General features: G+C 32.7%; 11 protein-coding genes. 8 read left to right on the forward strand and 3 right to left on the reverse strand.

From position 1 onward, the window contains the following. The first annotated feature begins 62 nt into the window (after positions 1-62). From VK164_RS01775 to VK164_RS01790, 4 genes are all read left to right on the forward strand, one after another. Positions 63-2,951, forward strand: a complete 2,889-nt coding sequence (locus VK164_RS01775; RefSeq protein ID WP_324207719.1) for a glycoside hydrolase family 3 N-terminal domain-containing protein — start codon at positions 63-65, stop codon at positions 2,949-2,951. Between the two features lie 39 nt (positions 2,952-2,990). Further along, the gene (locus VK164_RS01780; protein WP_324207720.1) at positions 2,991-3,446 is read left to right on the forward strand and encodes a DUF1801 domain-containing protein; all 456 of its coding nucleotides are present in this window, start codon (positions 2,991-2,993) and stop codon (positions 3,444-3,446) included. A 63-nt stretch (positions 3,447-3,509) separates the two neighbouring features. Further along, the gene (bshA, locus tag VK164_RS01785; protein ID WP_324207721.1) at positions 3,510-4,646 is read left to right on the forward strand and encodes an N-acetyl-alpha-D-glucosaminyl L-malate synthase BshA; all 1,137 of its coding nucleotides are present in this window, start codon (positions 3,510-3,512) and stop codon (positions 4,644-4,646) included. After that, positions 4,639-5,073 carry a protease complex subunit PrcB family protein gene (locus VK164_RS01790; protein WP_324207722.1) on the forward strand — a complete coding sequence of 145 codons (435 nt, stop codon included), beginning with the start codon at positions 4,639-4,641 and terminating at the stop codon, positions 5,071-5,073. Before bshA ends, VK164_RS01790 begins: the two co-directional genes overlap by 8 nt. A gap of 37 nt (positions 5,074-5,110) precedes the next feature. Here VK164_RS01790 and VK164_RS01795 read toward each other — a convergent pair whose 3' ends face one another. The 3 genes from VK164_RS01795 to VK164_RS01805 form a co-directional block, all read right to left on the reverse strand. Beyond that, on the reverse strand, positions 5,111-5,602 hold the full coding sequence (locus VK164_RS01795) for a hypothetical protein (RefSeq protein ID WP_324207723.1): 492 nt from the start codon (positions 5,600-5,602) through the stop codon (positions 5,111-5,113). A gap of 66 nt (positions 5,603-5,668) precedes the next feature. Continuing rightward, entirely contained in the window at positions 5,669-6,457 is a 789-nt protein-coding gene (locus VK164_RS01800) for a hypothetical protein (protein ID WP_324207724.1), read from the reverse strand. Positions 6,458-6,500: 43 nt separating this feature from the next. Further along, positions 6,501-7,325: a UDP-2,3-diacylglucosamine diphosphatase gene (locus VK164_RS01805; protein WP_324207725.1), complete on the reverse strand. Its 825-nt coding sequence runs from the start codon at positions 7,323-7,325 to the stop codon at positions 6,501-6,503. Between the two features lie 166 nt (positions 7,326-7,491). Here VK164_RS01805 and aroC point away from each other — a divergent pair, with 166 nt between their 5' ends. The 4 genes from aroC to VK164_RS01825 all read left to right on the forward strand — a co-directional run bounded on the left by aroC (position 7,492) and on the right by VK164_RS01825 (position 13,229). Next, the gene (gene aroC, locus VK164_RS01810) at positions 7,492-8,541 is read left to right on the forward strand and encodes a chorismate synthase (protein WP_324207726.1); all 1,050 of its coding nucleotides are present in this window, start codon (positions 7,492-7,494) and stop codon (positions 8,539-8,541) included. 113 nt (positions 8,542-8,654) lie between these two features. Beyond that, entirely contained in the window at positions 8,655-9,260 is a 606-nt protein-coding gene (locus VK164_RS01815) for a flavin reductase family protein (RefSeq protein WP_324207727.1), read from the forward strand. 69 nt (positions 9,261-9,329) lie between these two features. After that, a complete protein-coding gene (locus tag VK164_RS01820) occupies positions 9,330-11,630 on the forward strand; it encodes a bifunctional salicylyl-CoA 5-hydroxylase/oxidoreductase (RefSeq protein WP_324207728.1) in 2,301 nt (766 codons plus the stop codon). A 9-nt stretch (positions 11,631-11,639) separates the two neighbouring features. Next, positions 11,640-13,229, forward strand: a complete 1,590-nt coding sequence (locus tag VK164_RS01825; RefSeq protein WP_324207729.1) for an AMP-binding protein — start codon at positions 11,640-11,642, stop codon at positions 13,227-13,229. The last annotated feature ends 8 nt before the right edge of the window (positions 13,230-13,237 follow it).

The raw sequence follows: 13,237 nt of genomic DNA on the forward strand, positions 1-13,237 counted from the left end.
TTGAAAATCATCATTAAACCAATTTTAATGATGATTTTTTTATTACACAAAACCCTGATTTCATGCGATATATACTTATTTTTATACTTTTTTCAATTGTTTCATTTGGACAAAAAAAATCCAATCTTTCACAAGAAGTTTGGGTAGATAGCGTTTATAACCAACTTTCTTTTGATGAAAAAGTAGGACAATTGTTTATGGTAGCAGCTTATTCGAACAAAGATGAAGCGCATAATAAATCAATAGATAAGCTAATTGAAGAAAATAAAATTGGTGGTTTGATCTTTTTTCAAGGAGGTCCTGTACGTCAAGCAAAATTAACCAATCGTTATCAAGCAAAATCAAAAGTGCCTTTATTTATCGGAATAGATGCTGAATGGGGTTTGAGCATGCGATTAGATTCTACTTATCGTTATCCATGGAATATGACGCTTGGTGCTATTCAAGATATGAAATTGATTGAAAAAACTGGAAATCAAATGGCAAAGCAATCAAAGAGAATGGGAATTCATTTCAATTTTGCGCCAGTTGTAGATATTAATACTAATCCTAAAAATCCAATTATTGGCAATCGTTCATTTGGCGAAACAAAGGAAAATGTAACTCTTCGTGCTTTGGCTTTAATGAAAGGGTTACAAGACGAAGGTGTTTATGCAACAGCAAAACATTTTCCTGGCCACGGCGATACTTCTACCGATTCTCATCATACATTGCCTACCGTGCAATTTGATAAAAATCGATTGGATGATGTTGAGTTGTATCCTTATAAAGAATTAATTAAAAATGGATTAACAAGTGTAATGGTAGCGCATTTAAATGTGCCAAGCATAGAACCAAGAGAAAATTATCCAACATCAATATCCTATAATGTAGTAACCAATATTTTGAAAAATGAACTACAATTTAATGGTTTAATTTTTACTGATGCTTTGAATATGAAAGGTGCAAGTAATTTTAAAAAACCAGGTGATATTGATTTAGAAGCTTTTTTAGCAGGAAATGACATATTGCTTTTTGCCGAAAATGTGCCAGTTGCTATTAAAAAGTTTAATGAAGCAAAAGCAGATGGTAGATTAACAGAAGAACGTTTGGCTTACTCAGTTAAAAAGATTCTAGCATATAAATACAAAGCAAATTTACAAAACTATCAGCCAATTGTTTTAGAGAATTTGTATAATGATTTGAATACAGTGGAATATGATGCCTTGAATTACCAGTTGTATGAAAATGCAGTGACAGTAATTAAGAATGAAACGAAATCAATTCCTATAGCACAATTGGATAAAGAAAAAATAGCTTATGTAAAATTAGGAAACGATAGTTCTGAAGTGTTTGTCACAAAGTTAAAAAGTTATGCTAATGTAACAGAAATTACTTCTAAAAATTTAGATTCAGTTTTAGTAGAGTTGCAAGATTATACTAAGGTAATTATTGGATATCACAAATCAGATGGGGCATGGAGAAACCATAACTTAACGTTTAGAGAATTACTTTGGATTAATCAAATTGCAAAGCAGAATGATGTGATTTTGACATTTTTTACTAAACCTTATTCTTTATTAACCATTAAAAATTTTGAATCGGTAGAAACTATAATTGTTGGGTACCAAAACAATGCAATTGCCCAAACAGTTGTACCACAAGTAATTTTTGGAGCTATTGGTTCAAAAGGTAAATTACCAGTTTCTATTGAGGAACATTTTAAAGTGAATGAAGGAATTGAAACATTAGCCATTCAACGATTAGGTTTTGAAATTCCTGAAAATGTAGGAATGAATTCTAAAATTTTAACAAAAATTGACTCGATTGCAAAATATGCTATCGATAAAAAAATGACGCCAGGATTACAAGTTGTTGTCGCCAGAAAAGGAAAAGTAGTTTATCAAAAATCATTTGGAAATCATACCTATGAAGATGGTGCTACCAAAGTACAAAATACTGATTTGTATGATATTGCTTCGCTAACAAAAATTATTGGAACGTTGCCAAATATTATGCAAGAATTTGACAAAGGAAATTTAACCTTGGAATCCAAATTAAAAATGATGTTACCAGTTTTTAAAGGTTCAAACAAAGAAGATGCAACCGTTTTAGATATGTTAACACATCAAGCGCGTTTTCAACCATGGATTCCGTTTTATAAAGCTACATTAGATAGTTTAAATAAGCCTAGTGAAAAATATTATAGGACTCGTCCAACAGTGGAATTTCAATTAAAAGTGGCTGAAGATTTATACTTAAGAAGAGATTATAATGATACCATTATTAAAATTATTGCTGATAGTGAGTTATTATCCAAAAAACAATACAAATACAGTGATTTTTCGTTTATACTATTTAAAGAGTATTTGGAAAAACAAAATGGAAAAACGTTGGAATACTTAGCAAAAAATAATTTTTATAATCAGTTAGGAGCTACTTCGATAACCTATAATCCATTGCATTATTTTGATAGGAGTGTAGTGGTTCCAACCGAAAATGATAACTACTTCAGATACCAACCTGTACATGGTTATGTACATGATATGGCCGCTGCCATGCAAGGTGGAATTTCGGGTCATGCTGGATTATTCTCTAATGCGCTAGACATTGCCAAAGTGATGCAAATGTATTTGCAAAAAGGGAATTATGGTGGAATGCAATTTATTACTGAGGCAACCTTGCAAAAATTTAACACCTGTTATTTTTGTAAAGATGGAAATAGAAGAGGAGTTGGTTTTGATAAGCCACAATTAGGAAATGAAGGGCCAACTTGCGGTTGTGTATCGTTAACAAGTTTTGGGCATACTGGCTTTACAGGAACCATGACATGGGCGGATCCGGAAAAGGAAATAGTATATGTTTTTTTATCAAACAGAACATACCCCGATTCAAATGCTACAAACAAATTATCAAAGGAGAATATTAGAGAAAATATTCAAAAAGTGATATATGAAAGTATAATCGAGTAATTATTAAACCTATAATTTATTAACAATTCAACTATAAAAATGACATCAAAAGCAACTACAGTAGAACAATACATCAACGAAGCTCCTGACGATAGAAGAGAAGCGTTGCAAAAATTAAGAAAAGTAATTTTAGAAAATCTCCCAGAAGGATTTCAAGAAGGAATTGGATATGGTATGATAGGTTATTTTGTGCCACATTCAATTTATCCAGCGGGTTATCATTGTACACCGGAATTGCCTTTGCCTTTTATGTCATTTGCTAGTCAAAAAAACAGTATTAACTTTTACCACATGGGTATTTATGCTAAGCCTGAATTATATGATTGGTTTGTAACAGAATATCCAAAACACTCTAAGCAAAAATTAGATATAGGTAAGAGCTGTTTACGAATCAAAAAACCAGAAAATATTCCTTTTGAATTGATAGGTGAGTTAGTAAAAAAAATCTCTGTTGCAGATTGGATTGAAACCTACGAATCGGCTTTCAAAAAATAAATTAACAAATGTTTTATAATTACCAATAATAGAAATGGTAATTTTATTTCAAATTTTACATACATGAAAATTGCTATAGTTTGTTATCCTACATTTGGAGGAAGTGGAGTTGTAGCCACAGAATTAGGTTTAGAATTAGCGAAAAGAGGTCACGAAATTCACTTCATAACCTATAGTCAACCTGTGCGTTTAGCCTTGTTGAACCCTAATGTGCATTATCATGAAGTTCACGTTCCAGAATATCCTTTATTCCATTATCAACCTTATGAATTAGCACTTTCGAGCAAGTTGGTCGATATGGTTAAATTGTATAAAATCGATGTGTTACATGTGCATTATGCTATTCCTCATGCCTATGCAGGTTATATGGCTAAACAGATGTTAGCAGATGAAGGAATTCATATTCCAATGGTAACGACCTTACATGGTACAGATATTACTTTAGTAGGAAATCATCCTTTCTACAAGCCTGCTGTAAGCTTTAGTATTAATAAATCTGATGTAGTAACCAGTGTTTCACAAAGTTTAAAAGACGATACTTACCGCCTTTTTGATATCAAAAAAGAAATTGTAGTTATTCCAAATTTCATCGAATTAACTAAAGACAAACCAATTGAAAATATTGCTTGTCACCGCTCGTTAATGGCATGTGAAAATGAAATGATTATTACTCATATATCCAATTTCAGAAAAGTAAAACGAATTGAAGATATAGTAAAGATATTCTTCGAAATTCAAAAAGAAATACCTTCGAAATTAATGATGGTAGGAGAAGGTCCCGAAAAAGAGAATGCAGAATATTTATGTAATCAACTAGGCATTCAAAACAAAGTAATTTTCTTCGGGAACAGTAATGAAATTGATAAAATTTTGTCTTATTCTGATTTGTTTTTATTACCTTCAGAAACCGAAAGTTTTGGTTTAGCAGCTTTAGAGGCTATGGCATGTGGAGTGCCTGTTATTTCGAGTAATTCGGGCGGTTTACCAGAAGTAAACAAAGATGGTTTTTCAGGATATTTAAGCAACGTAGGTGATGTCGCAAAAATGAGTCAGGATGCGATTGATTTGTTAAAAGACAAAGAAAAACTAAAACAATTTAAAGTTAACGCTTTAGAAACGGCAAAATTATTTGATATTCAACAAATTATGCCATTATATGAACAAGTTTATTACCAAGCAATCCAATCCAAAAATGAATAAATTGATACCTTTTTTTATTTTAATTTTAACTTCTTGTGCAGTTCCTAAACCAGTGGTTACAAATACCTCGTTTTCTACTATTTATAAAAGTACTAACGGAGGAACAGAAAATGCGGGTTATTTGCATATTACAAATAATGAGGATTATATAAAATTGATTGAAACCTTAAAAATTGACGAATCAGAATTTAATAAGTTAGTAGTTGTTAATTTTAAAGAAAATGATGTTATAGTACTTTATCAAGGACAGAAAACATCTGGTGGTTTTGAAATTGATGTTGAAAAAATTACTTGGGAAAATAAGATACTTTTAGTAACAAAGACTGAAATAGTTCCAAATAAAGGTGAAATGGTGACTATGGGATTAACTTCACCATATTGTATTACAATTATACCAAAAACAAATAGCATCAAAATAGTACAATAAAAAAAGGCTCCTTATTTGGAGCCTTTTTTTATTGTAATTAGTCAAATTTGTAACGAATACCTAATGCGATATCTGGTCCAAAATTGTCTTCTCTCCAATCATCTGAATTGAAATATATTTCTGGTCTAATGTCTAATGAAAGTTGAAGTGGAAAATCAAAATTATATTCGATACCAACATCTCCAGCTGCAAATAAAACAGCACCACTATCACTAACTCCATTGACATCATAACTCCAGCTACCAGCTCCACCACCTACACCGGCATACCAGTTAAAACCTCCATCAATGTTCCAAACCCATTGATATAAACCAGCTAATTTAATAGCATCTACATCATTACTGTTTCTCCAACCTAAATCTAATTCTAAACGATTATTGTCTCCCAAACCTCTTTGATAAGAAACTTCACCTCCAAAACCATCATTATCACCTAAGCGTAAACCTAGTGCGTTTTTAGAAATGTCCTGTGCTTGTGCGCTGAATGCTAATCCTAGTAGCATAAAAGCCGATAAAATTACTTTTTTCATATAAATGTGTTTTTACAAATGTAGAAAAAATTCTACAAGGATTATGCCAAATCGTACTTTTAACGCCTAATTAACTAAATAAGTATCTAAAAATTCTTCTTGAGTTTGTGAATTGGTAGCCGGAACACCTAATTGTGTAGCTACAAGTGAATTTAAGCTGTATGATGTTACAGTATTAGTATATACAACACCAATCCCATCGGCTAAATATTGTGTAGAAACTAAAACGTCTTGTGAAGCTAATGCGGTTATAGGAAATCCAGATATAGTTGTCGTGATCTCTACATTAAGCTTAATCTTGGTTGTCTTCACATCAGTATATACATCACCGTTTGGTGAAGTAAATGAGGCTAAAGTTTCTCCTCCATATGATTGTAAAGAATAATTTATATTTAATGGATAACCACTAACGGTTTGTTGGATTGTGCCTGTTTTTGGAGACGAATTTAAAGCTTGATTGTTTGATGCGTTTTTATTAAAAATAACAAAATCACTAAGTGTTAAATCTACCGCAATCGGTAATGTTTGACCAGAAGCTAATGATAAATCTCCAGAAAGTTTTAACTTATCATCTGATACTCGAACTCCATTATTTCTCAATGCTGATGAATAAAAACCAGTGGTAATATCATTTTCAGTTTTAAATTTTTTGTAGGTATTTGAACCTATTACAGTGTCATTAGAAATATACAAAGAATCTCTAGTGATTCCAGCTTGACCTTCTACATCATAAGTCCAGTAATTTCCAATTGTTAAAGGTGTCTCAAAGTTACTCCCAGTTCCAGATTCATCACTAGAACAAGAAATAAAAAGTATTGAAGTTAGTAGGGTTGTTAAAAGAGCTGTTTTTTTCATAAAAAGGGTTTAATTATGTTGCTAATATAACAAAATAATTAAATTATTTAGAAAATAATAAAGAATCTATCAATTGATCGCTTAGTTTGGTTTCTAATTCAAAATATTCTTCCTCACTTATTTTTTCTATTTTTTTGTGATGGTATAATTTCCAACGTTTTTTATTGTACTCTAAAGCAGTTAAATTCTCAATCCAATCGCCACTATTCAAATATAAAGTGCTGCCTTTTTTTGTAGTTTGATGAATCATTTTAGGCTCATGAATATGTCCACAACAAACAAAATCATAATTATTTTCTATTGCAATTTCTGTAGCTGTAGTTTCAAAATCGGAAATAAATTTTACTGCTTTTTTGACACTTCCTTTAATCTTTTTAGAAAGAGAATAAGGCTCTTTTCCAAGTTTCATCAAGCACCAATTTATAAACCTATTTAATAAAATCAAATAATCATATCCATAACCTCCTAGTTTAGCAATCCATTTTGCACTATGTACAGAACTATCAAAAACATCACCATGAAAAAACCATGCTTTTTTCCCATCTAAATTTAGAACTAGTTTGTCAATTAGTGAAAAATTACCCATATGTGTATCGCTAAATTTGCGCAACATTTCATCATGATTTCCTGTTATATAATACACTTTTGTGCCTTTTGAGGTAAAACTGATTAATTTTTTAACAACTTTCAAATGCGATTTTGGAAAATAGGATTTTCTAAATTGCCATATATCAATGATATCACCATTTAAAATTAAGATTTTTGGTTTTATACTATCTAAATAATCTAATAATTCTGAAGCATGACAGCCATAGGTTCCTAAATGAACATCAGAAATTACACAAATTTCAACTTTACGTTTTTTCAAAATACACTTATTTGAGATACAAAATACCAGCTTTTACATCATTCAATAATTATCTAAAGGTTATAAAATAGCTATGAATTAGATTCTTTTGTTAACGAATTGGTTTCTATTTAGTTTAAAATTATCCTTACATTTGTTTTTGTTATATAATCAATTTGGTATAGTCATGGCAGGAAATACATTTGGAAAATTATTCAAGTTAACCACTTTTGGAGAATCACACGGGGAAGCCTTAGGGGGAATTATCGATGGTTGTCCTCCAGGAATTAAAATAGATTTTCAAGCTATTCAGGTCGAAATGCAACGAAGAAAACCAGGGCAGTCAAATATTGTAACTCAAAGACAAGAAGCTGATGAGGTTCAGTTTCTATCAGGAATTTTTGAAGGAAAAACAACAGGCACACCAATTGGGTTTCTTATACCAAATACCAATCAAAAATCGGAGGATTATTCACATATTAAAGAAACTTATCGTCCTAGTCACGCAGATTATGTTTATGATCAAAAATATGGTATTCGTGATTACAGAGGAGGAGGTAGAAGTTCTGCGCGTGAAACAGCAAGTAGAGTAGTAGGAGGAGCTATTGCAAAACAAATTATTCCTAATATTAAAATAAATGCTTTTGTTTCTTCGGTTGGGGAAATTTTTATAAACAAACCTTATCAAGATTTAGATTTTTCAAAAATAGAAAGCAATGTTGTTCGTTGTCCCGACTTGGCCACAGCCGAAAAAATGGAGGCCTATATTAAAGAACTCAAAAAAGAAGGTGATTCTGTAGGAGGCACTATTACTTGTGTGATTCAAAATGTTCCTATAGGATTAGGAGAACCTGTTTTTGATAAATTGCATGCGGAATTAGGAAAAGCTATGCTATCAATTAATGCAGTAAAAGGATTTGAATTTGGTAGTGGTTTTTGTGGTGCCAAAATGAAAGGGAGTGAACACAATGATTTATACAATGCCGACGGAACTACAAAATCAAACCTTTCCGGAGGAATTCAAGGTGGAATATCTAACGGTATGGATATATATTTTAGAGTAGCTTTTAAACCAGTTGCAACCATATTGCAAAAACAAGATGTTTTAACAACAAATGGTGAAATCATTGAGCAGCAAGGAAAAGGACGTCACGACCCTTGCGTCGTACCTAGAGCTGTTCCTATAGTTGAAGCTATGGCTGCGTTAGTGCTTGCAGATTATTTTTTGTTGAAATAAAAACACAATGTGTATTAATTTGCAACTATAATTGAATAGTATATATTTTTTCATTACTTTTTTTTAATAATTTCAAATAAATTGCTTAATTTGTAGAAACAACACAAATTAATATGCAATTCGATATTAAAGATACCGAATCTTCTGCTTTATATAAGCTTTTAACAGGAACTGTAATTCCAAGACCTATTGGTTGGATTTCCACAATTGATAATAACGGAATCAATAATTTAGCGCCATTTTCTTTTTTTAATGTGGTAAGTGAAGATCCTCCACATGTAATGTTTTCAACCGTTCGAACAGGAAACAAAAATAAAGATACCTTAAATAATATACTAGAAAACAAACAATTTGTCGTCAATTTAGTTACTGAAGAAGTGGTAGAACAAATGAATACTACGTCTCAAACTGTAGTTTCTGATGTTGACGAATTTGAATTAGCAAGTGTTACTCCAATTGATGCTATTTACATCAAACCAAAACGAGTAAAAGAAAGTTTAGTACATTTTGAGTGCGAAATGGTACATCATTATTTTATAGAAAACCATAAAAATGGAGGCGCTTGCATCATCATTGGAAAAATAATTACTATGCATATTGACGATTCAATCCTTAAGGAAAATCACAGAATCAATTTGGAAACATATAAACCTGTTGCTCGTTTAGCAGGTTCAAATTACAGTAAATTAGGAGAAATATTCTCCATTAAAAGACAATAAAAACAATAAAATCAGCGGAAATCTGTGTTTTGCTATAGCAAACCCGTTTTTATCCGCATGCAAATAAATATGAAAATAACAGTTATAGGTGGTGGTCCGGGCGGACTTTACTTTTCGATATTAACCAAAAAAGCAATGCCACATTGCCAAATTGATATTTACGAACGCAATAAACCTGATGATAGTTTTGGTTTCGGAGTGGTTTTCTCAGACGAAACCTTAGGTGAATTTCTAAAACGAGATATGCAGTCGTATGAATTAATCCGAAGCCAGTTTGCCTATTGGGATGATATTATTGTTGCTCGTGATGGAGAGTCTGTAAACATTGCTGGTAATGGATTCTGTGGTTGTTCTCGAAAAACACTTTTGCAATTATTACAACAACGTTGTATTGAAGAAGGTGTAAATTTGCATTTCGAACAAAACGTAGATGATTTATCACAGTTTGCTAATTCGGACATTATTTTAGCTTCTGACGGAATTGCAAGTGCTATTCGAACGCAATACCAAAAAGAATTTGGAACTAAAATAGAATTAAAGAAAAACCGATTTGTTTGGTTAGGCTCCACAAAACCTTTAGATGCCTTTACCTATTTCTTTAGAAGTACACCTCACGGAACTATTGTAGCACATACATACCAATATGAGAAAGGGATGAGTACGTGGATTTTTGAATGTAGCGATGAAACTTGGCAAAAGCACGGTTTTGAAGTTACAAATGAAGAAGATACAATGGCTAAAATAGCTGAAATCTTCAAAGATGAATTAGAAGGGCATCCTCTCATTTCAAATAAATCACATTGGCGTCAGTTTCCGCATGTTACGAATCAAAATTGGTATCATGACAATGTTGTTTTATTGGGTGATGCCAAAGCAACTGCACATTATTCAATTGGTTCAGGAACCAAATTAGCTATGGATTGCGCTATCGGATTATCAGATGCTGTGATTGCAAATCCTAATAATGTACAAGCTGCTTTTGAACAATATGACAAGTCAAGAAGAAATACAGTCGAAATGATTCAGTATGCGGCTTTAGTTTCTTTAGATTGGTTTGAAAACATGGACCGTCACATGCAACACCCATTTCAGCAATTTGCTTTTGGATGCATGACACGATCTAAAAAAGTAACATACGAGAATTTAAAATTACGCGATAAATCATTTACCGATAAAGTTCTAAAAGAGTTTAATGATAATCTCGTCAAATCAAGCGAAGTTGAGATTGTTTCTGCTGCTTTCACACCATTTAAAATTAGAGAATTAGAACTCACAAACCGCATTGTAATGGCGCCAATGGGGCAATATACAGCAGTTGATGGCTTAGTCTCTGATTGGCATTTGGTGCATTACGGAAGTCGTGCTACCGGTGGACTAGGATTAATTATTACAGAAATGACAGCCATTTCTGAAACCGGAAGAATCACAGAAGGTTGTGCGGGAATTTACAATGCAGAACAACTGAATCAATGGAAAAAAATTACAGCATTTGTTCACAACAATTCTTCAACAAAAATAGCTATTCAACTAGGACATTCTGGACGAAAAGGAGCTGCTAAAAAGCCTTTTGAAGGAAATGGACCTTTGGACACACCATGGGATTTAATTTCAGCTTCCCCAATTCCATTTAATGAGAATTATGCTATCCCAAAGGAGATGACTTTAAAAGATATGACTGTAATTAAAGCACAATTTATACAAGCGGCTAAAAACGCAGATGAAGCAGGTTTTGATATGATTGAATTACAGGTGCACCATGGCTTTCTATTAGCATCCTTTTTGTCACCATTAACAAATGTTCGCACCGATGAATTTGGAGGAAAAATACAAAACCGTTTAAAATATCCGCTAGAGATTTTTAATGCTATTCGTGAAGTATTTCCTACTGAAAAACCTATTTCTGTGCGAATTTCTGCTACAGATTGGGCAGAAAATGGAATTTCAGAACAGGAAGTAATTACAATAGCCACTGCTTTCAAAAATGCAGGAGCTGACGTTATTAATGTTTCAACAGGAAATACTGTTGCAGGACAAAAACCACTAACGGGGAGAATGTGGCAAACGCCATTTTCAGATGCTGTTCGAAATACCGTCCATATTCCAACTATAACCGCTGGCTATATTCAAGATATCGACCAAATCAATACGATTCTTTTAAACGGAAGAGCCGATTTAGTCGCTTTAGGAAGACCTTTATTGTTGGATGCTAATTTCGTGAGAAACGCACAAGCTTATGAACAATTTCAAGCGAATGATATCCCAAATCCATATAAAATGGGCGTTTCACATTTATATCCACTAAAAGCTTCCGAAAGAAAACAAGTGGAAGGCATGAAAAAAGCATTAAAACCTAAGAGTAATAAGAAGTAATTGGGAATTATGAAACATTACGAAGACAATTTCGCTCATAATAGTTTACCAACTCTGGAATTACAACCAGATTATACTTTTTTGGATTTACCACAATTCCAACATCCAGAAATGCTGAATAGTGTTGATAAGCTATTAGATAACCATATTCGAGAAGGTCGTGGAACTAACGTTTGCATTCGCACGTTTGAGGAAACTTGGACCTATCAAGATTTACATGAAAAAGCGAATCAAATTGCACATGTTTTAGTAGATGATTTAGGGTTGCAATCAGGCAATCGTGTTTTAATTCGTTCAGCTAACAATCCGATGATGGTCGCGTGTTGGTTCGCTATTCTAAAAGCAGGTGGAATTGTTGTTGCAACAATGCCTTTACTTCGTTCTAAAGAATTAACCACTATTATCGATTGTGCTGAAATTTCACATGTATTGTGCGATAAGGAATTGGAAGAGGAAATGCATTTAGTAAAATCAGATTTTTTAAAACAAACTTGTTTTTATGGAAATTCGCAACTAGAACTTTTAATGGAATCCAAGCCAAAAGTTTTTAATAATTTTCATTCAAAATCAGATTCCCTTGCATTAATTGGTTTCACTTCTGGAACTACAGGTTTACCCAAAATGACGGCACATTATCATAAAGATATTTTAAATATTTGCGAAGCCTTTCCACAATATTCATTAAAACCTACTACAAGTGATATATTTACAGGAAGTCCACCACTAGGATTTACTTTTGGTTTAGGCGGATTGGTGTTGTTTCCAATGTATTTTGGCGCTTCAACTTTTTTAATAGAAAAACCAAGCCCAGATTTATTATTAAAAGCGATTCAAGACTTTAAAATTACGATTTGCTTTACTGCACCAACTGCTTGGCGTATTATCACCACAAAAGTGAGTGACTACAATATTTCGAGTTTGCGAAAATGTGTTTCTGCTGGCGAAACTTTACCATTAAAAGTTTGGCAAGATTGGTATGATACTACAGGTTTAAAAATAATTGATGGAATTGGTGCTACCGAAATGTTGCATATTTTTATTTCATCCAATGAAGAAAACATGAAACCTGGTGCTACGGGTAAAGCCATCACAGGTTACGAGGCCAAAATCATAGACAAACAAGGCAACGAAGTACCAAGAAACGAAGCAGGAAGATTAGCCGTTCGTGGAATTACAGGTTGCAAATACTTAAACCGAGAAGAAAAACAAAGAGAATACGTAGAAAACGGTTGGAACATCACAGGTGATATTTTCCGTCAAGATGAAGAAGGTTATTTTCATTTTGTGGCACGTGGTGATGATATGATTATTTCTTCGGGATATAATATTGCGGCAATTGAAGTAGAATCCGTACTTTTAACCCACGAAGATATTTTAGAATGTGCAGTGGTGGGCTTGCCAGATGAAGAGCGAGGCATGTTGGTTTGTGCGCATATTGTGTTGCACGACACATCTAAAGCAACTGATGTAATGAAGAATCGTATTCAACATTGGTTTAAAGAAGTTGCTGCTCCTTACAAATATCCAAGAGTAATTAATTTCGTAGAATGTTTGCCTAAAACGGAGACTGGGAAAATACAGCGGTTTAAATTGAAATAAGTATCAAG

Source organism: Flavobacterium sp. (assembly GCF_035299005.1).
Classification (GTDB): Bacteria; Bacteroidota; Bacteroidia; order Flavobacteriales; family Flavobacteriaceae; genus Flavobacterium.